Source organism: Methanobrevibacter olleyae, assembly GCF_900114585.1.
Classification (GTDB): Archaea; Methanobacteriota; Methanobacteria; order Methanobacteriales; family Methanobacteriaceae; genus Methanobrevibacter; species Methanobrevibacter olleyae.
The window spans coordinates 13,106-38,747 of sequence record NZ_FOTL01000021.1 but is presented as its reverse complement, the minus strand read 5'-3'; the positions used below and the strand labels follow the sequence as shown (position 1 = coordinate 38,747).

10 protein-coding genes and 1 pseudogene are annotated in these 25,642 nt (G+C 28.9%); 8 read left to right on the top strand and 3 right to left on the bottom strand.

The annotated features are described in order from the left end of the window. A pseudogene (locus BM020_RS10030) lies at positions 1 to 146 on the bottom strand (ISNCY-like element ISM1 family transposase); the annotation flags it as partial. A 260-nt stretch (positions 147 to 406) separates the two neighbouring features. Here BM020_RS10030 and BM020_RS06495 point away from each other — a divergent pair. The 8 genes from BM020_RS06495 (at position 407) to bioD (ending at position 12,399) form a co-directional block, all read left to right on the top strand. Continuing rightward, positions 407 to 1,366 (top strand): PLP-dependent cysteine synthase family protein, encoded by a 960-nt coding sequence (locus BM020_RS06495; RefSeq protein WP_067148591.1) that lies wholly within the window; start codon positions 407 to 409, stop codon positions 1,364 to 1,366. A gap of 113 nt (positions 1,367 to 1,479) precedes the next feature. Further along, a complete protein-coding gene (locus BM020_RS06490; RefSeq protein WP_143743967.1) occupies positions 1,480 to 2,715 on the top strand; it encodes an aconitase X in 1,236 nt (411 codons plus the stop codon). Positions 2,716 to 3,383: 668 nt separating this feature from the next. Beyond that, positions 3,384 to 4,880 (top strand): pseudomurein biosynthesis peptide ligase pMurD1, encoded by a 1,497-nt coding sequence (locus BM020_RS06485; RefSeq protein ID WP_067148764.1) that lies wholly within the window; start codon positions 3,384 to 3,386, stop codon positions 4,878 to 4,880. Between the two features lie 166 nt (positions 4,881 to 5,046). Further along, the gene (locus BM020_RS06480) at positions 5,047 to 6,693 is read left to right on the top strand and encodes a pseudomurein biosynthesis peptide ligase pMurC (protein WP_083405380.1); all 1,647 of its coding nucleotides are present in this window, start codon (positions 5,047 to 5,049) and stop codon (positions 6,691 to 6,693) included. A 238-nt stretch (positions 6,694 to 6,931) separates the two neighbouring features. Then, a complete protein-coding gene (locus tag BM020_RS06475) occupies positions 6,932 to 9,460 on the top strand; it encodes a DEAD/DEAH box helicase (RefSeq protein ID WP_074798628.1) in 2,529 nt (842 codons plus the stop codon). Positions 9,461 to 9,796: 336 nt separating this feature from the next. Continuing rightward, positions 9,797 to 10,528: a tRNA (adenine-N1)-methyltransferase gene (locus BM020_RS06470; protein WP_067148771.1), complete on the top strand. Its 732-nt coding sequence runs from the start codon at positions 9,797 to 9,799 to the stop codon at positions 10,526 to 10,528. 186 nt (positions 10,529 to 10,714) lie between these two features. Further along, positions 10,715 to 11,692, top strand: a complete 978-nt coding sequence (gene bioB, locus BM020_RS06465) for a biotin synthase BioB (RefSeq protein WP_074798627.1) — start codon at positions 10,715 to 10,717, stop codon at positions 11,690 to 11,692. An 8-nt stretch (positions 11,693 to 11,700) separates the two neighbouring features. Beyond that, positions 11,701 to 12,399, top strand: coding sequence for a dethiobiotin synthase (gene bioD, locus BM020_RS06460; protein WP_074798625.1), 699 nt, complete (start codon positions 11,701 to 11,703; stop codon positions 12,397 to 12,399). Positions 12,400 to 12,667: 268 nt separating this feature from the next. Here bioD and BM020_RS06455 read toward each other — a convergent pair whose 3' ends face one another. After that, on the bottom strand, positions 12,668 to 17,491 hold the full coding sequence (locus tag BM020_RS06455) for a DUF3344 domain-containing protein (RefSeq protein ID WP_074798623.1): 4,824 nt from the start codon (positions 17,489 to 17,491) through the stop codon (positions 12,668 to 12,670). Between the two features lie 198 nt (positions 17,492 to 17,689). Beyond that, on the bottom strand, positions 17,690 to 25,384 hold the full coding sequence (locus BM020_RS06450; RefSeq protein WP_074798621.1) for a DUF3344 domain-containing protein: 7,695 nt from the start codon (positions 25,382 to 25,384) through the stop codon (positions 17,690 to 17,692). Positions 25,385 to 25,642: the final 258 nt, after the last annotated feature.

Sequence of the window (25,642 nt, the reverse complement as noted above, 5' to 3'; positions counted from 1 at the left end):
TGATTATTATTTTTAATTTTTGGTCTTTTATTGAGCCTTTTCTCAATAATTTCATTGGGATTTATTTTTTCATTTTTAAAATCAAAAAGTTTAAGTTGTATGAAGTTTATATTAGTATTGAGGACAAATTTGTTTTGTTTAGTCATAAAATATTATTTGTCCTCACTTATTTAAGTAATTTACTATTTTTAAATCCTTTATTTCAAAATTAAAGAAAAAAATAACCTATTTTTATTTAACGAAGAAAAAAATAAAAAAATAAAAAAAGCCTATAAAATTTTACAGTCTCAAAAAAATTTATTTATTGCCTATTTTTAAAAAAGTATTTTATAATTAAAATACATAAATTACAATATTCGATTATATTTATTGATTATTATTTTATTATTGAATTGGATGGAATCTTATGAATTTAGAAAAATTAGTTGGCAATACGCCAATGATAAAGATTAATTATGAATATGAAGGGCGTATAGGAAGTATATACACTAAACTTGAATTTTACAACTATTCTGGAAGCATAAAAGACAGAATAGCATTATACATTATAGAAAAAGAGAGGGAAAATGGTAATTTAAAAGAAGGTCAAGCTATTATAGAAGTTACAAGTGGAAATACTGGCATTGCTTTTAGTGCTATTGGTGCTCTTTATGGTCATGATGTTCATATATTCATGCCAGATTGGGTATCTCTTGAGAGAAGGAAACTTATTCAAATGTATGGCGCTCATATTCACCTTGTATCTAAAGAAGAAGGTGGATTTAAAAGAGCTCTTGAGCGTGTAGATGAATTTGCAGAGGAAATTGGTGCATATAAGCCACTTCAATTTGATAATGAATTAAATGTGGAAGCTCAATATAAAACAACAGGTCAAGAAATTGTTGATGCTATTCCCGATGTAAATGCTTTTGTTTCAGGTATTGGGACTGGTGGAACTCTTATGGGGATTGGTAAAAGATTGAAAGATAATAATCCTAATTCCAAAGTATTTGCATTGGAACCAAGTACATTATCTATTCTTAAAATGGGAATGATGGAAGGTAGTCATATGATTGAAGGTATTGGAGATGACTTTATTCCAGGAATTGTTGATGAAAATTTAATAGATGATATTGTTTTAATTGATGATTTAGATGCTATAAATATGTCTAAAATAATTGCTAATGAATTTGGTTTAGGTATTGGCATTTCTAGTGGAGCAAACTTCCTAGCTAGTATTATAATGGATAATGATGATTTAAAGATAGCTACTGTCTTTCCAGATGATAATAAAAAATATATTACTACAAAATTATCTGAAGGTATTGACGAAAATCCTAAATTAATTTCTAATAAAGTTAAATTAATTGGTTTTGAAGTGATTTAAACAAACTTTTAAAAAACTTTGATTAAAATTTTTCCTATTTTTATTTTAGAATTATTTATTTTTCTAAAATTTAGAACTTATAATCATTTTATTTAATTCATATGGGGATTTTTATGTTTTTAACTAAAGAAGAAGAAAAGATGGCTAATGGGGAATATGGTGAAACCATTAGGAAAAGTATGGATATTTTAATTGCTTTAGGAGATATTTATGGTGCAGAAAGATTTGTTGATATTAAATCTGCACAAGTATCTGGTGTATCTTATAAAACTATAGGTCAAGCAGGTCTTGAATATCTTGAAGATTTAGCTCGTACTGCTGAAATTATTTATAATGAAAATGGTACAATCAGTGATAAAAGTGGAATTGCAACTATATCTGCAACACTCAACCCTGCTGGAACTGACCTCGATAATTGGGAAGACTTTGGTTTCCCAGCAGATTTTGCAAAAAAACAAGTAGATATTTGTAATGCTTATGGTCTGCTTGGAATAAGTACCACTTGTACTTGTACTCCTTATTTAATTGGAAATGTTCCAAGATTTGGTGATCATGTTTCTTGGTCTGAATCTTCTGCAGTTGCTTATGTAAATTCTGTAATTGGGGCTAGAACTAATCGTGAAGGAGGTCCCGGAGCATTAGCTGCAGCTATTGTTGGTAAAACTCCTTTATATGGTTTTCATTTAGATGAAAATAGAAATTCTAATCTTTTAGTTGATGTAGAATGTGAACTTGAAAGAGCTGATTTCGGTGCTTTAGGTTATACAGTTGGCCAAGTTGTTAAAGATGGAGTTCCTTACTTTAAAATGCAAAATAAAGCATGGAATATTTCTAATGATAATTTAAAAGCTCTTGGTGCAGCACTTGCATCTTCTGGTGCAGTAGCATTATATCATGTAGAAGACATCACTCCAGAGTATAAAAATGCAGATATTTCCAATGTTGGAGAGAAGATTAGAATTACTAAAGAAGATATTATAAATACTCGAGAAAAGCTCTCTACAGCTGAGGGATATGGAGACCTTGTTTGTTTAGGTTGCCCACATGCTTCTTTAGAGGAGATTAAAGAATTGGCAGAGATTGTTAAAGGTAAAAAGATTAAAAATGAACTTTGGGTCTGTACTTCTATTAATATTAAAGAAGCTGCTAAACGTTTAGGATACATTGAACAAATCGAAGATGCAGGAGGTAAGATTTGTTGTGATACTTGTATGGTAGTTGCTCCAATAGAAGAAATGGGTTATGAAGTTATTGGGGTTAATTCTGCAAAAGCAGCTAATTATGTACCTTCAATGTGTGGTTTAAAAGTTATTTATAATGATATAGAAAACTTATTAGACTTTGAATAGTTTTTATTTTTATTCTCCTTTTTATAAATTTTTATTATTTATTTTATTTATTTTATTTATTTTTCTATTTTTACAATTTTTCTTATTTATTTTATTTATTTTTCTATTTTTACAATTTTTCTTATTTATTTTATTTATTTTTCTATTTTTATAATATATGGTTAGCTATATATCAAAATATTAACAATATACTTATAATTTTTGATTTAAACCTAAATATTAATTTATTTTCTAAACAAGCTTTATATATTTCTTTAAATAAATTACTATATGAATTTAGTGGGAATTGGTGTATTTGGGGGAATTGATATAATAAAAACCTTATATGAATATGAGAATATGTAGGATTATTAGTTTAATTTTAACTTAAAAACATTTCCTAAGTTCCTATCTTAATTCTTTAACTTATTTTTTAAAACTATTAAATCTTAATACATTTTTACTATTTTTTAACTAATTTTAGTTTAAATTCCTTAATTTTTAATAAAGTTTAAGTTATATAAAAATAATAAATAATAACATATAAATTTATGAATCATTTTGTGTTTATAAATTTAAAATTTATAAAAAATTATATTTATGAGCCATTTAATGCTTTATAAATTTAAATAAATAAATTATTTAAAAATTCTAATAAAATTACATAAACCTTTTAGGAGTGTTAATTAATGAATGTTATTGTTGTAGGAGCAGGAAATGCAGGTCGTCCTGTTGCAAGATTATTGAACTATGCTGGGCACATGGTAAAGATAACTGATCCAAAGAATATTGAAGACTTCCACATGGATGTTCAAAAAACTTTAAGACTTATGGAAAGTGAAGGAGTGGAATTAGATTTAGGAGTATTTGAACCAAGTCTTGATGGAATTGATACAGTTTACTTATCTCCAACTGTACCTGAAAATGCTCCAGCCTATAAAATAATTAAGGAAGCTAATTTAAATGTGTTCACAAATGATGATTTTGGAAGATTAGCAGATAGTTTTATTGATATTGATATTATTGGAATCACTGGTAGTGTAGGTAAAACTAGTACCACTCATATGGTTACTGAAATCTTTAGAACAGCTGGCTATCAAGTTTGGATTTGTTCTTCTATGACTCAAAACCTTGTTAGTGAAGTTATTGTTGACGGAATTATTAAAGGAATTCCAAAAAAATCAGATATAGCTGTTTTAGAACTTCCTCATGGTACTGCAGGTTTAATGGCTGAGCTTAAGCTTAAAGTTGGTGCTCTTTTAAATATTTATGAAGAACACTTGTCTGAGTTTGGAGGTTCAATGGAAAGATACACCCAAAGAAAAATGTTCATTGCTAAAAATAGCGAAAACTTTATTACAAGCATTCATTGTAAAGATACTGTAAAAGAAGCAAGACCTGATGCAATCTTTTATGCAATGGTTAAAGATTTACCAAGATATGAACCATCTAAAAAATCTGAATACTTTGATAAAGTAGCAAACTTTGAAGAAATTGCTATCGGTGAAGGTCAAGTATGTAATTTTATTGGTGATAGTGCTAAAGGGGCTATTGATATTGCTTATAAATTTAGAAATAGATCAGATGAACTTAAAAAAGGTAGTTTCCAATCTGAGTTCCATATGATGAGTTATTATTATGAAAATGCCGTTGCTGCAACAGCTATTACAATGGCATATGGCTTAAATGTAGAGATTATTAAAGAAGGGCTTGCTAACTTTAAAGGACTTTCTGTACATATGGAATATATTGGAGATTATAATGGAAGAGAAGTTTATATTGACGCTTCATACTTAATTGAAGGTATTACAGCGGCACTGGATTTCTTAGGTGATAGAAGTCTTGTATTATTACTGGATAACTTTGATACTTCTACATATAGGGATAAAAAAGAAACTGGTAAGTTGATGGGTCAATATGCTGATGTTATGGTAGCAACTGGTTTTAATGAAGTTTATCAAAGAGTGGATATTGAACCTGCTCAAGAATTACTTGATGCTGCAGTAGATTCAAAGGCAGTTAAAGTAATTGCAGGAACTATGGAAGAAGGTGCAGAACTTGCAATTAAACATTCTAAACCTGGAGATACCATTCTTCACTTAGGGCCACAACTCATGCAAGATCCAGAAGGAATCATGGAAAAAATAGTTACAGGTTTAGAAGAAGGCTGTAAAAAGTACGAATAGACAAGCTTTTTCCCTTCTACTGAGTCTTTTGCCTTCGGCAAAAAACCTTAAGCAAAATCTTTTTACTAGTTTTAGTATATTTAATATTAACTATTTTTTCATATTTTTATTTTCATAATAGTTAATTTTTTAATCAATTTTATTTTTTAAAGATGAAGGTGTTAAATTGAATAGTTTAGAGCTCTCTTCTATGTCTGATGAAGAATTAGATTCATTAGATTTAGATAATAAAACCTTTGGTGTAATTGGTGTTTGTGGAGTTGTAGGAAACTTAGTTGCAAGAATTCTTATGGATAGAGGATTTACTGTTGTTGGAACCGATATCTCTTCAAAAGAAGATTGTAGGTTCTATTCCTCATTTGAAGACTATGACATTGAAATATTCTTTGGGGGACATCCTGAAGAATTCTTTAAAAAAATAGATTTTATTGTTCCTCCTCCAAGTATGTCTGAAAATGCTAAAGTTTTAGATTTAGCTTTAAAAAAAGGAATAAAAATCATTGAACTTGGAGATATTTTTAAACTGTTTAAGCCAGAAAAACCTGTAATTTGTATTAGTGGAACTAATGGCAAAACCACCACCACTACTCTTTTAAAGCATATTGCTTACTCTGCAGGTATTAAACCTTGTGAACATAATTTAAAAGGCATGCAAGGTAATAATGAATTTATCCCCTCACTTCAAACTAGATTAAATGGTGATTTGGCTATTTTAGAAACTGGTACTGATGGTACTTCTGGTGGTTTAAAATCTATTATAGATTTAACTCATGCTAATTTCGGTATTTTAACAAATATTACTGTTGACCACCTACAAAATCCTCATGAAAATGATGAGGAAGACTTTATTACAAGAAGCTTTTTAGAGTATGCTAAAGTTAAAGGAGAACTTTTAAAGGGCATTGGAGAAAATAATGGCACTTTAATTTATAACAGCGATGATCCAACCATTGTAGGTCTTTTTAAAGAGATAGATTTTAAAGGAAATGCAATAAGCTTTGGTATTGAAGATGAGCTTTCTAGAGTAGGCACTAAACCCTGTTGGTGTGGTAGAGATATTGAAATAAATGAGCTTATTTCAGGTTGTGGAAGCTTTGAGTGTGAATGTGGTATTAAGTATGAAAAACCAATGTATTTAGCTAAAAACATTTCAATTAAAGACAGAACTTTTACCCTTGAATCACCTGAAGGGGAAAGTGAATTTACTATATCTCTTGATGGCTTGCACAATGTTTATAATGCAGTTGGATCTATTATTGCAGCACGCCGATTCTTGAAACTCTCTGATGAAGAAATACAAAAAGGACTTTTAAGTTTTAAAGGTGCTGTAGGAAGAATGGATATTGTAGCTGAAGTAGATGGTAAACCTATTATGGTTGATTATGCTCATAATCCTGCAGGTGTAGAGACTATTTTAAAAGAAATAAGAAAAATTTATGGGGATACAACTGTTGTTATTACAATTACTTCTGAGTCTGGTCATGAAGGAGATATTGGAATTTTAGAAAAAGCATTAGATAATGTTAAATATATTGTTCCAGCTTCTCATGATTCTAGATTAGTTGCAGATGAATTGTTAAAATCTGCCAAAGAAGCTAGTGCTGATTTTGACTATGAAACTTTAAAAAACACGTTTGTTTTTACAGATATAAGTCTTAAACAAGCTTCTAATTTTACTTTAGGTGCAAATACAGAACAAGTGATTGAAGGTGTGAAAGCTGCTTTAAAAACTGATTCTAATATTATTATAATACTTGGTGAGGCTGGATTTAAGTTTAGATCAGCAATCATTAATTACTGTAGAGAGCTTTAGTTAATATTATTGTAGGAAACTTTAGTTATAATTATTGTAGATATTGTATGGAACTTTAGTTATAATTATTGTAGAGAGATTTATGTATACTTGATTTATAATTAATCATAGCTTTTTTTTTAATTTTTTAAAATTTTTTATAAATTATAATCTTAACTTAATATTAAAATTAAACAATACTTTTCAAATACTCTCTGACTTAAATATTTAAATAAGATTTATTAACATATATTATTTTATGGTTACTTATATTGAACATCCTTTAATTAGGCCTAATTCAGCAGAGGCTAGAATTTATCAGCAAGTTTTAGCAGCGGATGTATTAAAAAATGGGAATACTATGATTGTAGCTCCAACAGCATTAGGTAAGACAATCATAGCAATGCTCGTAGCTGCAGATAGGCTTCAAAAATTTAACAGATCGAAAATTCTTGTTTTAGCTCCAAGTAAGCCATTAACCATACAGCATGAAGAAAATTTTAAAGACTTTTTAAATGTTCACTGTACTTCTATTACAGGAGCTGTAAAGACCTCTGAAAGAGAAAAACGTTGGAATGAGTCACAGGTTATTTGTGCAACTCCACAAACTGTAGAATCTGATTTATTAAATGAAAGGTACAGTTTAGATGATGTATCTTTAGTTGTTTTTGATGAATGCCACCATGCTGTAGGATCATATTCTTATGTTTATCTTGCATCAAGGTATATTAAAGAATGTCAAAATCATCTTATTTTAGGACTTACTGCATCTCCAGGACATGATAAAAATAAGATTAAAGAAGTTTGTGAAAATTTATTCATCCAAGATATTACGATTAAAACTGAAGAAGACCCGGATGTAAAACCTTATTTCAATCCAATTAATATTGATTGGGTTAAGGTAGAAATGGGGCCACAACTTGAAAAAATTAGAGATTTAGCAAATAAAGCTTTAAAAGTCCGTCTAAAAGGCCTGAAAACTTTAGGGGTTATTAATACAGTAGCTGTAAATAAAAGGGATATATTAAAAGCAAGGTCTAAGGTTCAAAGAAGAATAGGGCAATCTGTAAATCCACCTAAAGAATGTTTCCAAGCAATGTCAATATTATCTGCTGTAATTAATCTTCAGCATGCTTTAAATTTATTAGAAACTCAGGGTGTTGCTCCATTTAATGATTATGTAGTACGCTTAAGAAAGAAAACTACAAGGGCTGCCAAAAATATCTTAGCTGATCCTAATTTTTCAAAAGCAGTTTATTATGCAAAAGAAGCAGAGGAATATGGTTTAGAACACCCTAAAATGAAAAAACTTATAGAACTTCTTAAATTAGAATTGGGCTTAGATGGTCAAACAAGATTAAAATCTCTAAGAGATGAAGGAAAAAATAAAGACAGTCCTAAAATTATAGTGTTTACACAATTTAGAGACACTCTAGACATGATTCATGAGAGATGTGAAAAAGAAGGTATTAAAAGTGTAAGATTTTATGGTCAAGGAACAAGTGATGGAAAGAAAGGATTAACTCAAAAAGAGCAAAAGAATATTATTAAATCATTTAAAACAGGAAATTATGATGTTTTAATATCTACAAGTGTTGCAGAGGAAGGTATAGATATACCTGCAGTTGATTTAGTTATTTTATATGAACCAGTTCCCTCTGAAATTCGTATGATTCAAAGGAGAGGTAGAACTGGACGTAAATCCTCTGGTAGAATGAAAGTATTAATAACTAAAAATACAATTGATGAAGGTTATTATTGGACTAGTGTTCGTAGAGAGTCTAGGATGAAAACACAACTTGCAACCCAAGAAGCAATTGAAGAGTTAAAACTTAATGCTGTTGAAAAGATTGAGGCTGAACGTTCTGTTAGAGTTTTAGGCAAAAAAGAAAAATCAATTGTAGAGGAACCAGTTAATTCTGATATAGAAGAGGAATTAGATGAAGAAACTAAAGATGAAGATCTTGAAGAAATTGATTTGGAAAATGAGAATGAAGAAAGACTAGCAGAATTTAAAGAAAAAAAGGGTAAAGAAGAACAAGCTTTAGAAGATAAAGAAGAACAAGCTTTAGAAGATGCTATCTATGAAGAACTTGCTAAAAATCCTCAAAATCAAGAATTAGTTGTTTATGTTGATTCAAGAGAAGGGAATTCTAAAGTTATACGTGCATTAGACACTATTGGGGTTAAAGTGAAGATTAATACTATGTCTGTTGCAGATTATCAAGTAAGTGAAGAAGTTGCTATAGAAAGAAAAACTGCTAAAGATTTTGTAGACTCTATTGTAGATAAAAGATTATTTAAACAAGCAAGAATGATGATGGAAGAGTTTAAAAAACCAATTATAATTCTTGAAGGGGATGATTTTTATTCTGGATTTATCAATCCTAATGCAATTAGAGGAGCTATGACATCAATTGTACTTGATTATGGTATAAGTATTATTCCTACAAGAACTGCTGAAGATACTGCTGCAATGATTAAGAGAATTGCAGTTAGGGAACAAAAAGGAGAAAAACGTAGCATTCAAATTAGAACAGAGAAAAAACCTCAAAATCTTTGGGAACAACAGTTATTTATCATTGAATCATTACCTAATATTGGTCCTGTTAATGCAAAGAACTTATTAGAACACTTTGGTTCTGTAAAAGCAGTTTTAGAGGCAGATGAAAAACAATTACAAGAAGTGAATGGAATTGGTAAAAAAACAGCTAAGAATATTAGAGAAGTTATAGAAGGAAAATATCTCTATTTCAAAAAAGATAAAAATCAAAAGAAGCTTAAATAAATAATTATTGCTACCTATTTTTATTAATTTATCTTTTTTTAGTTATTATATTTTTATTTTTTTATCAGTTTTTCTCATTTTTTATTTATTTTATTTTTAGTTATTTTATTTTTAGTTATTTTATTTTTATTTTTTTTATCAGTTTTTCTCATTTTTTAGTTATTTTATTTTTATTTATTTTATTTTTAATTATTTTAAAAAATTATTATATATTATAAATAATATAAATAGATATTAGTTTTAAAATATCATTTAATTTAAATAATAAATTAAAATATAAAATTTTAATAATTTATACTGGTTATTTTTCATAAATTTCATTTAGATGGTGGTTATTTGAAGATTTTAATGGATGAGCGAGGAAAAAAATACCTTATTAAAGAAGATAGAGAGTTTCAATCTGATTTAGGTATTATTAAGAAAGAACAAATGGAAAGAGCTACTATTGGTGATACAATAATCACTCATTTAAATAAAGAATTTAAGGTTATTAAACCAACAGTGAATGATTTTATTGATTTAATGGATAGGCGCTGTTCTATTCTTATTCAAAAGGATATTGGAACTGTTCTTGCACATACTGGATTAGGTTCAGGTGATCGGGTAATAGATGCAGGTACAGGTGCAGGAGCAATTGCTTTAAATTTTGGAAATGTTGTTGGGGATAAAGGTAAAGTTTTCACCTATGAGATAAGAGAAGATTTTGCTGAAGTAGCACAGAAAAACATTGATGATTTTGGTATTAAAAATATTGAAGTTAAGAATCAAAATATAAAAGATGGAATTGATGAAGAAGAGATTGATTTAGTCTTCCTAGACCTTCCAAAACCATTTGAAATATTTGAAGATGTTAAAAAAGCTTTAAGACTTGGGGGTTGCTTAGCAGTTTATGCACCCTATATTGATCAAGCAGAAACAGCATATAGAATTGCAAAAAAGTTAGGTTTTAGAGATCTTACAATTCTTGAAACATTAGAACGTGAAATGGAAATAAAACCACAAGGAACTAGGCCAAAAACAAGAATGGTCGGTCATAGTGGCTATCTGGTTTTTGCAAGAAAGCTTTAACCTACCTTTTAGGAGTCTTCCCATTGTAAAAGCTGGACTAAAGTTTTTTCATTTGAATCTAGAATTAATTTTTAATTATTTTTCTATTTTTAAAATTTATTTTAATTAATTATTTTTTCACTTTTATGGTGGTTTTATTTAAATAGGTATTATTATTTTTGGGTATTATTATTTTTAGGTATTATTATGTTTGATCTTGCTGAGCTAAAAAATAAAGTATTAAATAATTACAAAGTTACTAAAGAAGATGCATTAAATCTTGTTGATGTGCCATTAGATGATTTAACAAATGCAGCAAATGAAATAAGACAATCATTTTGTGGAAATATATTCGATGCATGTAGCATAATCAATGTAAAAAGTGGAAGATGTAGTGAAAATTGTAAATTCTGTGCTCAATCTAATTATTATAATACAGATATAGAAATTTATCCTCTTTTATCTGAGGAGGAATTAAAAGAAAAAACTTTAACTATTTATAGTGCAGGCTTTAAAAGAATATCCTATGTAGCTTCAGGTAGAAAAGTAAATGAAAAAGAATTTAATCAACTGTCTGATTTGATTAAAGAATTAACTGAATCAAATGATGATATTAAGATATGCGTTTCATTAGGTCTTTTAACTAAAGATCAAATAGCTAGATTAAATGATGTTGGTGTAGATAGAATCCATAATAATTTAGAAAGCTCAAGAGATTATTTTAAAGAGATTTGCACAACTCATTCTTATGATGAAAAATTAGACACTATCAACTTGATAGATAATGAAAATCTTATGATTTGTAGTGGCGGAATATTTGGAATGGGTGAAAGCTTTGAAGACAGGATTGATTTAGCATTAGAGCTAAGAGACCTTGGAGTTAAATCCATACCTATTAATATTTTAAATCCGATTAAAGGAACTCCTGTAGAGAATAATGAGATTTTATCTAATGATGAAGCTTGTAGATTAATTGGAATTTTTAGATTTATCAATCCAGATGCTTATATTCGTATGGCTGGTGGAAGAGCACTATTGGGGGATAATGGTAGAAAAGCATTCCAGTCTGGAGCTAATGCGGCAATTCTAGGGGATATGTTAACAACTGATGGAGTGGGACTAGAAGAAGACCTGAAACTTTTAGGGAAATTAGGCTTCAAGATTAGTTATTCGGCTGAAAGATAGGTGATATTATGTCTAAAGGACTATTCATTTTAGGAACTGGTACGGATATTGGAAAAACATATGTAACTGGCTTATTACTTAAATATCTCAGAGACCATGATTTTAATGCTACATACTTTAAAGCTGCTTTAAGTGGAGCTATAAGAGATGAAAACGATAATCTTATTCCTGGTGATGCTGTAGAAGTATTAACTATAGCTAATTTAGATGAAGATACGGACTTTTTAGTTCCATATATCTATGAAACTGCAGTTTCACCACACCTTGCAAGTCAGATTGAAGGAAATCCAGTAAATCTGAAAAGAGTTAAAGAAGCTTATGATAATGTATCTGAGAGATATGATTATATTGTAATGGAAGGTAGTGGAGGAATAGTTTGCCCTATACGTTATGAAGGAAAAGGCAATGAAAACAATATTATGTTAGAAGACATAGTAAAATATCTTAATCTTGATGTTATACTTATTGCAGATGCAGGACTTGGTACTATTAACTCAATTGTTACTACAGTTGAATATTTGAAAAATAGAAATATTCATCTATGTGCTATAATAATGAATAATTATAAAGATGAACTTATGGAAAATGATAATATCAAAATGGTTGAAGGGCTTTGTGATGTTCCAGTTATAGCAAAAGTTTATCAAAATGATACAAATCTAAGGCTTGATATAGATACAGAAATTTTAATTTCTTATTTTAAATAATAATTTTCATTATTTTAAAGATAGCTATAGTTATTTTATATTTTGCTATTTTTTATTCAATTTTATTATATTCCTTTACAATTAAAACAATAGAATTTTTTTACTTATAATTTTTTATTAAATTTTGGAAAAAATATTTTTTAAACTATTTTTTTATTATATTTTATTGAAAATTATTTTTTTAGGAATATAAAAATAGAAAATTTTTGAAGAGTAAATAAATAAATTTTGAAGAGTAAATAAATAAAAATAAAGAGATTGATCTCTATTATTTAATTTTAATTTTAACTTTTTTAGTTAATTTGTTAAAGTATTTATTGCCTTTGTAAATAACTTTAGCAGTATATCTTCCTTTTTTACTTAAATTTTTAATTTTAAAGGTAGCTTTACCCTTAGTATTAGTACTTGCTTTATAGGTTTTACCTTTAAGTTTTAATGTGAGCTTAACTTTTTTCATTACTTTATTTTTATTATTTTTTAAAGTAACAGTATATTTTTTAGTTTTAACTTTGGCTTTAAAGGTTTTTTTAGCTGCAGCTAATTTAACAGAAGCTTTTTTAACCAATACTTTAGTACTAAATGATGATTTAATGTAATTACCATCACCAGGATAGCTAATGGTAGCAGTATAAGTTTTAGGAACTAGATTACTTGGAATAGCTAAACTAGCTTGGCCATTAGCATTAGTTGTTAAGACTTTTGAAGCGCCATTTAAAACAACGGTCACTTTGGCATTGGCAATAGCATTTCCGTCGCTATCTTTTAAAGTGACAAGCAATTTTTTATTGGTATTATAAACTGTTGTTACACTAGGGGCAGTAATGACAGTTGGGCTCTTTTCAACAATTACTTTAACTTTAAGGGAGGATTCTTTATGAATATCATTTCCACTGTATGAAATATCTACATCATAACTATTTGGACTTAGTGTAGGTGGAATAGCTAAACTAGCTTGGCCATTAGCATTAGTTGTTAAGACTTTTGAAGCGCCATTTAAAACAACGGTCACTTTGGCATTGGCAATAGCATTTTCGCCGCTATCTTTTAAAGTGACAAGCAATTTTTTATTGGTATTATAAACTGTTGTTACACTAGGGGCAGTAATAGTAGTTGGGCTCTTTTCAACAATTACTTTAACTTTAAGGGAGGATTCTTTATGAATATCATCTCCTTCATAGGATATATCTACATCATAACTATTTGGACTTAGTGTAGGTGGAATATCTAAACTAATTTCTCCATTGTCATCTGTGGTTAAAATATTTGTATTGCCATTGAAAACTACAGTTAAATTTGAATTTGAAATAGGAATTCCATTAGACTCATTTAAACCTATAACTAAAGTACCACTATCTTTATAAACTGTTCTTAAATCAGATGCTATAATTTTAGTTGCTATTTTTTCAATAGTTACTTTAACCTTAGCAGTTGATTCATTGTGACTATCATCTCCTTCATAGGATATATCTACATCATAAGTATTTGGACTTAGTGTAGGTGGAATATCTAAACTAATTTGTCCTTCATTATTTGTGGTTAAAATATTTGTATTGCCATTGAAAACTACAGTTAAATTTGCATTTGAAATAGGAATTCCATTAGGCTCATTTAAACCTATAACTAAAGTATCATTACTATTATAAACTGTTGTTAAATCAGATGCAATTATTTGGCTTTGAGCTTTTTGAGTAGTGATGATCATTTGTTGTAATGCTAAAATTGAACCGTTTCTTACTACAAAGGATAAATTATTATTATTTTTTATTGTATTAGAAATATTTAAAGTGTATAAACTAGTGGTGGTAGTAGAACCATTCCATACATTTTCATAGATTTCATCATTGAAAATAATATCCCCTTCCCCATCTTGAGCATTAGCTGCAAAAATATATAGTTTAGCCACATCAGCTATAGAATCTACATCGATTGTTGATTTCATTTGAACTAATCTATTAGGATCTTTTGAGAGTAAATCAGCACCATTAGAAATATAAATATTTTTAATTACAGAGCTACCTGTAGTGTTGTAGATGTAAACTAATGTAGATGGATAAACTCTCGGAGTAGGTTCTATTTTATTTAATATAAATGAATTATTGCCATTAAGAACTAAATTAGTAACATCATAAACAAATAAACCATAACCATATTTGCCATATTGCCCTAAATTACTTTGATCTCTATACCATGCAATAGGGCTTATTTCATTATTATTAAATTTAACATTAAATATGTCTTCATTTTCTGTTATGAGATTAATATTACACCATTCATATGGAACATAAACAAAAGCTTTAACAATTCTAGATTTATTATCTAAATCAATTTTCCAAATATCAGTTCGTTCAATATCAAAATCACTCATATATGATGAAGCATTTTTAACATCAATTACAATATCTCCATTGATGGTGATATTTAAGAAAGATTCAATAGCTCCTTTAGGATAGGCTAAATCTTTAGATAGATAACCATTATATAAAATGTTAAGATAAATTGACTTATTAGCTATTATTCCATCATCAGATAATAATTGGAGAGTATAATTCACAATATTATTTTGAGCACCATTAACACTAAACTCATCAGCTGTCCTAATGGTGGAATCAACAAATATAAATTCATTAAAACCATAAATTAAATCAATTTCACTTTCATTAAGAATTTCACCATCAGCTAATAATCTTGCTGTTAGCCTTTTTTCACTATTAGCTGCAATATTTGCAAATATGGAATTATTTGTACCTGCATAACAAGTGTCTGGATATTCGCTTTCTAATATAATATCTAACATGTCCAAATTTTTAGTAAGAACCATGATCTGTTGTAATGCTATAATTCTAGAACCTGTTGCTAGAAAAGAAATAGAATTATTATCTCTTAGACTATTAGTAATATCTAAAGAATATGCTTCATTAGATGCCATTGTTCCATTCCAAATATTCTCGTATACTTCATCATTAAATATTAAATCTCCTTCGTTATTTTGCGGACCTCCTGCAAAAACATAAAGACTTGCATTTGATACTAGCTGTGAATTAACATTAATTTCGCTATCACTATGGACAGTTCTATTAGCGAGATTATTTATATTTTCAAGTAAATCAGCACCATTATAAATAAAAATTTCTTTAATATAATTGCTTAGAGTAGTGTTATACATGTAAATTAATGCACTTGGGTAAACAGCAGGGGTGTCAAATTTCTTATTCAATTCTAAAACATTTTCCCCATTCCTAATTAGATTAGTTACATCATAAAGCAATACTCCATAACCAGAATAATAATCTATACCTAAATTGCTATGGTCTTTATATAATTCAATTGGACTAATATTTACATTATTAAATGTAACATTAAACATATAAATGTCTTCATCATAAGTTTTAGAATTAAACTCATAATATGGAATATAAATAAAAGATTTTACAATGTTTGAATTAGCATCTAAATCAACATTCCAAACTTCGCTACGATTAAGAATATTATGGCTTATATACTGGGAATAATTTTGAATATCAATTACAATATCTCCATTAATGGTGATATTTAAGAAAGATTCAATCCCTCCACTTGGATAAGCTAGATCTTTACCTAAATAACCATTGTACAAAATAGGAAGAATAATTGATGATGAATTGATTAAATTGCCTCTTGATAGAACTTCAACAGTATAATTAACTTTTTCATTCTCTTCACCATTAACAGTAAACTCATCAACTGGTCTAATAGTAGAATCTGTTAATAATAGAAGATTAGTTCCATTATTCAAATTCATTTCAGTTTGTTTTACAACATGACCATCAGCTAATAATCTAACAGTGTAATTTCCTGCTTTAGTGGTGATTTTAATAGTTAAAGTATTATTAGTACCTGCATAAGCACAAGGAATTTCAGTAAATTCTGGAGTTATAGAAATTTCAGCTACATCCTCCTCATAAGTTGGAATGTCTTGAATTGTCAAAATGGAAATTAACTCTTTAAAAGATGGGCCATAAGCTCCACCAACTGGTTTATAAGTTAATTCTAAACTATCAGGTATAATGTAATGGCTAATATCCCATTTATGATATTGATAATATGCTCCACTTAAATATTCATCATCTTCACTTTCGGAAAACAGAATACTTCCATCGAGATAATACATTGCATCAGTGCTTGAAGCTCCTACATTTATTAAAGTAGATAATTTTTCAAGATAATTAAGCTCAGGTAAATTCTCAAAGCTATGGGATAAACCATTTTCAGTATCATCACTCCATGCTTGACCTGCATTTAGCCAATAATAAATTTCATCCTCATCTCCATCGTCCCATGCAACAAATAGAGATATTAATTTAATTCTACCATCAAAACTCTTATCTGGTATTGGGTAAGAAATTACATCTACTGATACAGAACTACCATTTAAACCTTGAAGCATCTCTGTAACATTATAAAATATCATATAGTCTGAATAACATCTTGTAATATGGTCATTAACAATATAATTAACTCCATCTTGTGATGAAGTAGATGTCCATAAATATTCATTTCCGAGAAGTTGTTCACCATTTGCAGTTGTAATGGTAGTATTTGCATAAGCACCATAAGCGGTTCCACCACTTCCAGAGTAGATATTTACATAGATATATGCAGATTTTATGTTTGCATTACTTGGAATGTTATATGTGATATTTCCTTTATTACCATTAATAGCATCAGAAGGGGCCCATGGGTGAATATTTACAAAATCAATCCCTCCAGAAACAGTTCCATTCTCAACATTAGGTAAAGGATCACTACCTTGTGCAGATATTGTTTCTTGGTTTGTGTTTTGCTTTAGGATTGTTTCTTGGTTTGTGTTGATCAATATATTTCTTTCTTCATCAGGTATTGTTTCTTGATTTGAATTGGATAATAGTTCTGATTTTTTATAGGAATCTATATTCAAATCATTTGAATGAGTATTTACACTTAAGTCATCTGAATATGAATCAAGTGCTTCAATTTCATTAAGGTTATCAGCGATATTTTCAGCAGAAATTGTTTGTATACTTAAACAAGCTAATAAAAGCAAAAATAATGCTAATAAAATATTTTTATTTTTCATTAAATCTCCTCATTTTCCTCAAATATAATTTTTTTATTTTTCATTTAATTATGTAATTATACAAAAAATTAAGTATTTTTTTATTTTTCATTTAATTATATAATTATAACAAAAAACAAAATCTTTTATTTTATTTTTATTTAGCCAATTTTAAAAATAAAAAATGGAAGTAAATTAATACTTCCAAAAAATTGTTTATTATTTAATGGTTAATTTTTTAGTTAAACTGTCTTTTCCGTAAGTTACTTTGTATTTGTATTTTTTACCAACTTTAAGTTTTTTAAGCATGGATTTTTTAACTTTCCAAGTAGCTACTCCTTTTTTGTTGGTTTTTACTTTGTAATTTTTTCCACTGAATTTGATTTTAAGTTTTTTAGCTTTAAGATATTTGCCGTTAACTTTTTTCAAGGAAACTTTTACTTTAGTAACTTTTTTGGACTTTTTGACTTTTTTGTTGGATGCTTTAATTACGTGTTTGATTGTAACTTTGTTAGATACTTTTACACCTTTGTATGTTGCGGTAATAGTATATTTTTTGACTTTTATTTTAGTGTTAAGTTTTAAGCTTGCATAACCTTTACTATCAGTTTTAACGGTGTATGTTTTACCATTATATTTGATAGTTACTTTTTCACCAGCACCAACAGCTTTTCCATCTTTAGTTATAAGAACTTTGTAAGATGTTTTAGCTGAATAAATTGCTGCAACGTTCTTATTTTTTGTAATTTTATATACAGGAATATGAACATTTAAAGTTGTAGATTTTCTAACACTAGAGTATTTACCATCACCAGTGTAAGTAACGGTTACATTATGTTTTCCTTCAGATAAACCAGCTACAGTAACACTAGCAAATCCATTATTTAAAGCAGCAACATATTTAGTTCCATCAACATCTACTTCAAGATAACCAGTAGCATCTGGAGGTAATTTAACTGAATAAGTTGCGGAACTGCTTTCACTGGTTTTAGGAATATCAAAAGCATTATCTGGAACATTTGAAGGAACACTAATAGTTGTTGTCTTTGTAACGGAAGCATAGTTATCATCACCAGTGTAAGTAACTGTTGCACTGTAGTTTCCAGGAGCTAATCCTGGGATAGCAAGAGAAGCAGTACCGTTTTCAACTGGAGCATAATAATGTTTACCATTAACATCCACTAATAAGTAACCAGTAGCATTTTTAGGTAAAATAATACTAAATACAGTATCAGTTGAGTTTTCAAGAACAGTTGTGTTAATTTCTATAATATCAGATATGTTTTCTTTGGAATCCGGTTTTTTAACTGTGATAGTGTAGAGTTTAAAACCCTCTTCTACATTATCATTACCACCATAAGATACATTTACATTAGAGTAAGTACCAGCAGCTAAACCACTGATACTGCCAATTCCAACATTATCTTCATCAACTACGATTTCAACAGAGTGTTCATCGTCAATTTTAACAGTATAAGTTCCAGAAGGACCATTGATTAAGACAGTAACATTATCTGGATAAGTTGCATCACCAAATTCAACATTAAAGTTAGGTACTACTTGCTTTAAAATTTCAAATTCTCTATTAACAGTAATTTCATTATAGATTTCATTACCTAAGAATTTTACAGTTGCATTTTGTATACCTGCATCAATTCCTATGAATGATTCATATCCTAAACCATCAGTAACGTTAACTTCAGCGGTATCTTTACCAACAGTTACATTATAAAGACCATCGACATCAGATCTAATAATAATAGTAACCACTCCCGGGTAGTACTTATCATTGAGAACTAGATCAGGAACAATATTCACAGCCTTTTTGTTAACGGTTACGTCTATAGTAGCACTTGAAGGCTCGTAATATTCGTTTCCTTCGAATGAAACTGTTATAATTGCATTTCCGAATGCTTTAGCAATAATTTTACCATTTTCAACAATGGCAACAGATTCGTTACTGCTTGTATATGTTAATTCACCAGCTTCTGTAGGAGTTAATGTAGCTCCGATTTCAAATTCATCACCATAAGTTAAATTGACAGTGTCATTAGCTACAGTGATAGAAGTTTCAGTTTTAATTATTCTTCCAACAACTAAAACTTGTTCATAAGCAACAGTAGTTGATGATTGAGTACCTGTGATAAACCAAGCTTCATTATTATTTTTAATCAAACTAGTTACATCATAGATGTATGGGCGACAATCATTAGCTGTGTAACCATTGAATGGATTAACTACTACTCCATCGTTAAATGTTAAATTATTATTCATACTACTTGATCCAGTAAATACATACCATATAGCATTAGCTAAATTATCTAAATTAATATCATTATAGTTAACAACTGTTTTGAGTAAGTCATCATATCCAAATTGATTGTAGTTAGGATAATATACATCACAGATATCTGAGAAGTATACATCTTTAACATAAGCACTATCAGTTAGATTATATAAAACATATAATGTAGATGGATATAATGCACAATTTCCTGTTTTATTTATAACAAAACTATTATTTTCATTAGTTTTGTAATAGTCTGTTACATCAAAGACTAAGAGACCATAATTATATGCTCCCCATCCACCAAGGTTACCTCTATCAGTTTCATGAGTGAGATAATCATTAAGGATATCAACATCATTAAATGTTAAATTCCAACCATTAGGGAAGAATGATGTATCCCAGTTATAGTTAAAGTATAATAAAACTTTTACAATTTCTGCATCTTCTGGTGTTTCAATGTTCCAAGTTTCATTTCTGAATCTTGTATATTGATCACCATAAGTACTTACATCTTGAGTAGCAATGATTATATCTCCAGAAATTGTGTAATTTCTATTAATAATATTATCATGGCCACCATATGCATAGGTTTTATTGAAGTAACCATTATATGCAAGCATTTTATCAACACTTACACTAGTAACTAAATCTTCACCTCTAATTAAATTAAATGTAAATTTAATTTTATTATTTTGAGGAGCTGGCCATAGGCTTTCTTCTGTTATTGGACGGATTGTAGGATCAGTTACTAAAATTGATGAAGTTCCAGTTACTATTGAATCAATAGTGTAACTAGCAATTAATTCACCGGTTTCATTTGAATAAACTTCAAGTACTAAATTTTCAACACTTTCATCTCCTCCATTGTTTAATGTAATATTGAAAGTATTGTTTACTCCAGGATAGATGCCATCAGCCCATTGAGTTTTAATTTGGCTAATGTTAACATTAGGAAGAGTTTCTTTTACAAAGAAATTAATTTCATTTTTAATGCCTAAAACATCTATGGTGATTACTGCATCACCTAAAGTAGTAGCATTATAAATAGATACTTCACTAGAAGTTATGGTAGCTTCATTAGGTGTAATTTCACCTATATTTACATTTAATGTTATAGGTAATTCAATTTCATTGTTTTCTAAAGTAGTAGTAACTGTTACTAAATCACCATTGTAAATATTTTCTTGTTCTATTTTAGAAGATAATACTAAGTATGAGTTTACATTTGCATTTGTGTATCCTAAGTCTTCTGGATTGGTATCTTTGTTAGCATTGTTATTTCCCCACCAATTGTTTTCTAAAGTAGTAGGGCCAGCTGCAATCCATACACCTTTTTCACCATCTAATAAAATGGAGTTAGTGATTGTTAAACTACCATTTCCATATTGATTAATAGTTCTACCATTTCTAGTTTCATCAGTTAATCTATTACCATAGAATACAGATTTATTAATTATGACAGTATTATAAGCACAGATTGCAGCTCCTGCAGACCAACCATTGTTTAAGAGTATATTGTTTATAAATGTTGAATCTGAAATGTTTAATAAAACATTTGAATTTTCGGCATTAATGCCAGCACCAGTAGACCATGCAGTATTACCCTCAAATTCTGAATTGATAATGGTGGTTGTTGAAGATTTTAAATTAATAGCTCCAGCATAAGTTGAAACATTACCGGCTGCAGCTTTAGTACCTGCAGTGTTATTAATGAATTTACAATTATCAATAATTAATGTAGTACCATTAACATATAAAGCACCACCACGTTTATCAGTAGCAGTAGAAGAGTTACCATTAATAAAGATTAAATTAGATAAATTAACAGTATAAGCACCAATGCTGAATATTCTACCATTATTATTCGCATCGATTACAACATCATCTCCCATACCAACAATAGAAAGATTTTTACCAATATCTAAACCATCAGCTGTAGAATCATCTAAATAGTTAAGTCCATCTGCAATGTAGATTGTTTTTCCTTCACCAACAATTTCTAAAGCATGACTTATTGTTTTTATAGCATTATCCCAACTACTACCATCATTAGTATCTAAACCACCAGTGTAATTAACAAATACAGTTCCTAACTCAGGTAATACTTCTAAGCTTAAAGTTTCAGCTATTGCATAAATATTAGCAGTTACAGAACCTTCACCCATTACGGCAGGGGAATATGCAGTTAATCCAATGCCATTTAGAAGTTCAGTTTCTATAGGGTTAACATTACCATTTTCAACAGTGAATATTAAAGGAAGAACACTTGGAAGTGAGTTAATATCAACAGTTGTTCCATTTTGGTTTTTAGTTAAATCAACAGTAATTACTGCACTATCTCCAACACGAACACTATTTACATCTGAACTAATATTTAATATTAAATAACTAGTGTAGTTTATTGCTCCATTACATAAAGCACTGAAATCAGGGGTGTTAGTTCCCCAATAACAATTATCAAGAGTTAATGCACGGCCTGCACTTTGTTTTACAACTGGGCGACCATTATCATCTGTGCTATTTATAAATATACAATAACTACCAAATCCAGTAAATGAATTACCGCCGAGATATAATGCTCCTCCTTGTGTTGCTTTGTTATTAACAAATACATTAGCTGGACCTATTTCGAATCCATAACCAAATACAGTACCGTAACCATAATTTCCAGTTGCAATATTTCCATAGAAGAAATTATTTTTACCAGTAGTTACTTTTGCTTGAGCATAAGTTACAGAACCACGACCACTAGCAGTGTTATTTATAAACTTACAATTGTCCCCAATGGTTAAAGTTCCTTTTTGTTGTATATAAAAGACTCCGCCTGATAAAGCACTATTGTTAATAAATGTTACATTGTTAATATTATCAATTGTTCCTCTATTAGTACCAATAGCACCACCATAAGATGCATAGGAGTTAGAAATTACAGAATCAGTTATTATTAAATTTCCAGCAACGATAGGATTAGTATTTCCGCTATCTTCAATTAAAATAGCTCCACCAAAGTCGTAGGCTGAGCCTGAAGCATGAGCATTTGTTAAAGTTAAACTAGTGATATTTAAAGTTTTATTTACGCCTATGGTGAATATTCTTTTTGTATTTCCACCAGAAATTACTGCATTTACACTTTGGCCAATAATAGAAATATTTTTAGTTATTGCAATACCAGTTGCAGGAGTTGAATCGCTTAATTGATAAAGACCATCTGCAACATAAATAGTGCCATTATCATCTACAATGCTTATTGCCTTTTCAATTGTTTTAACAGCATTATCCCAACTATTTCCTGGATTTGTATCAGATCCGCCAGTAGAATTTACATAAACAACTTCAGTAGAAATAATATCCTCAGAAGATAATGAATAAGTATCTTCAATACCTAAAACATGGACGGTTACAGAATTGTCACCAGCAGTTGTGATTGTGTATACTGCAGAACCTAGACCGTTTACAAGTTCAGTTTCTTCTGGATTAACATTACCATTTACAGCAGTAAGTGTAGCTGGCAAGTTCATTATATTAATTGTTTCATCATCAGTTGAAACTAAATTAATATTAATAGATGCAGTATCACCTACACCCATGCCACTAGCAAAAGCAGTCATATTAAGGTATAAGTATGAACTTAGATCTGCATTTGTGTATCCTAAGTCTTTAGGAGTTGAATCTTTGGTAGTGTCGTTATTTCCCCACCAATTGTTTTCTAAAGTAGTAGGGCCAGTTGTTACATAAACAGAGTTAGTTCCATCTAATAAAATAGAATTAGTGATGGTTAAATTACCAGTTGAATATTCATTAATAGACCTACCATTTTTACCTTCTGCTAACTTATTGCCGTAAAATGAGGATCTATCAATTATTACAGTATTATATGCACAAATTCCAGCACCAGTTGCCCAACCAGTATTTAAAACTTCATTAAGAGTGAAAATACTATCAGAAATATTTAATAAGACATTGTTATTTTCAGCATTTATTCCACCACCTGTATAAAATGCTGAATTGTTTTCGAAGTATGAGTTTTTAATAGTTGTACTGGTTGATTTTAAATTAATAGCTCCACCATAAGATGAACTAGCACCTGCAGTGTTATTAATAAATTTACAATTATCGATAGTTAAAGTAGCACCATTAACCCATAGTGCCCCTCCACGTTTATCACTAGCACTAGCAACATTAGCATTAGTAAATGCTAAATTAGATAAGTTAACAGTGTAAGCGCCGATATTGAATATTCTACTAATATTTTTAGCATCAATAGTAGCATCATCACCTAAACCAATAATTGAAATGTTTTTATCAATGTTTAAACCATTAACATCAACATCATCTAAATAATTAACGCCATTTATATTAATAATACCATTTTCTTCTACAACACTTAAGGCATGAGAAATAGTTTTGAAAGCAGTAGAAAGACTAGTACCAAGGTTACCATCATTACCATTAGCATAATCAACATAAACTTCAGTTAAAGGTTGTTCAGATTCAAGTTCGCTTGCAGTTAATAAAGCAACATTTGTTTTATATGAAGCAGCAGTATTTTGATACCAGAAGTTAGTCTTATTTCCTTCATTGAAATAAGTTCTAAGATTATTCCATTTGATATCTAAATAATAAGAACCTTGACTTGATGAGTCATAAGGAGCTGTAATATTGTTTATTTTATAAGAATTAGCAACTGAACTTGATAAAGCAATAGTTCTTAAAGTCATATTGTTTGTTGCACCGGTATAATCTTGAGTATTGAAATCAAAATTAGCAGTATCTTGAGTCCATAATTGACCAGCATGTAACCAGTAAGCATATTTATCATTATCTCCATCATCAAATGCAAATAATAAAGAAATTAACTTAATTTTTCCATCGAAATTTTTATCTGGATATGGAGAGTCAACAACATTAATTTTAATTAAATCTCCAGAACTTAGACTATTTACTTTATTGGTGATGTTATAAACCATTTGACAATCGGAATATTGCTTTGTAGTATGATCATTGATGAGATAAACATTAGGGTCATTAGTAGTTGTTGTATCAAAGTATAATGCTTCATATCCTAATTCCTCTAATCCATTTTTAGTATCTAAAGATACATTAGAATAAAGAGCATAAGTATTAGCACCACTACCAGAATAGACATTAACAATTACAATTGCTGATTTAAGGTTTGTCATTCCATCTGGAATGGTATAAACTAAATTACCTGATGTAGTCCAAGGATTAACAGCAGTGAAATCAATACCTCCTGAAACAACACCACTATCTACTTCAGGCATAGGTGGGACAGTTTCACCATAACCTAAGTTTTCTTCATAATTTACGCTATATACAGTATCCATAGCATTTGGCCCCTCATTAGCTACAGATAAAGTATCCGTTTCATATTCGTCATCATTTACTACAGAGGTACTCTCTGCAGTATAAACATCATCATTTACACTAGATATATCTTCGTATTCATAGTCTTGATTTTCAATTGAAATAGATTCACCATCATTATAAACAGCTAAATCATCAGTGGAATTATCTAAATCTTGTGCAAAAGTCGAAGATATAGATAAAACTAATACAATTAGCAATATTAAAAATAACGATGAATTCTTAACATTGTTTCGCAAAAAATTCCTCCAAATTTTTATAAAAATAGCAAATTAATTTAAAAATAATAAAAATTATTCACTATTTCATATGTAATAAAAAAATGAATACAATTATTACTACATATATACTATATTATTGTTTAATAATATATTTAAAATTAATTATATTATTACTAAATGACCTAATTTAGCTTAAAAAATAATACTCAATAATTTAAATTTAAAAAAAAGAATATGATATCATATAAATCAAAAAAGAGGTATAAAATTAACTAT

Bases quoted from the DNA above. Each gene is read 5' to 3' on its own strand.
- bioD (WP_074798625.1), top strand. From the start codon at position 11,701: ATGTCTAAAGGACTATTCATTTTAGGAACTGGTACGGATATTGGAAAA.
- BM020_RS06485 (WP_067148764.1), top strand. From the start codon at position 3,384: ATGAATGTTATTGTTGTAGGAGCAGGAAATGCAGGTCGTCCTGTTGCA.
- BM020_RS06490 (WP_143743967.1), top strand. From the start codon at position 1,480: ATGTTTTTAACTAAAGAAGAAGAAAAGATGGCTAATGGGGAATATGGT.
- BM020_RS06495 (WP_067148591.1), top strand. From the start codon at position 407: ATGAATTTAGAAAAATTAGTTGGCAATACGCCAATGATAAAGATTAAT.
- BM020_RS06475 (WP_074798628.1), top strand. From the start codon at position 6,932: ATGGTTACTTATATTGAACATCCTTTAATTAGGCCTAATTCAGCAGAG.
- BM020_RS06455 (WP_074798623.1), bottom strand. From the start codon at position 17,491: ATGAAAAATAAAAATATTTTATTAGCATTATTTTTGCTTTTATTAGCT.
- bioB (WP_074798627.1), top strand. From the start codon at position 10,715: ATGTTTGATCTTGCTGAGCTAAAAAATAAAGTATTAAATAATTACAAA.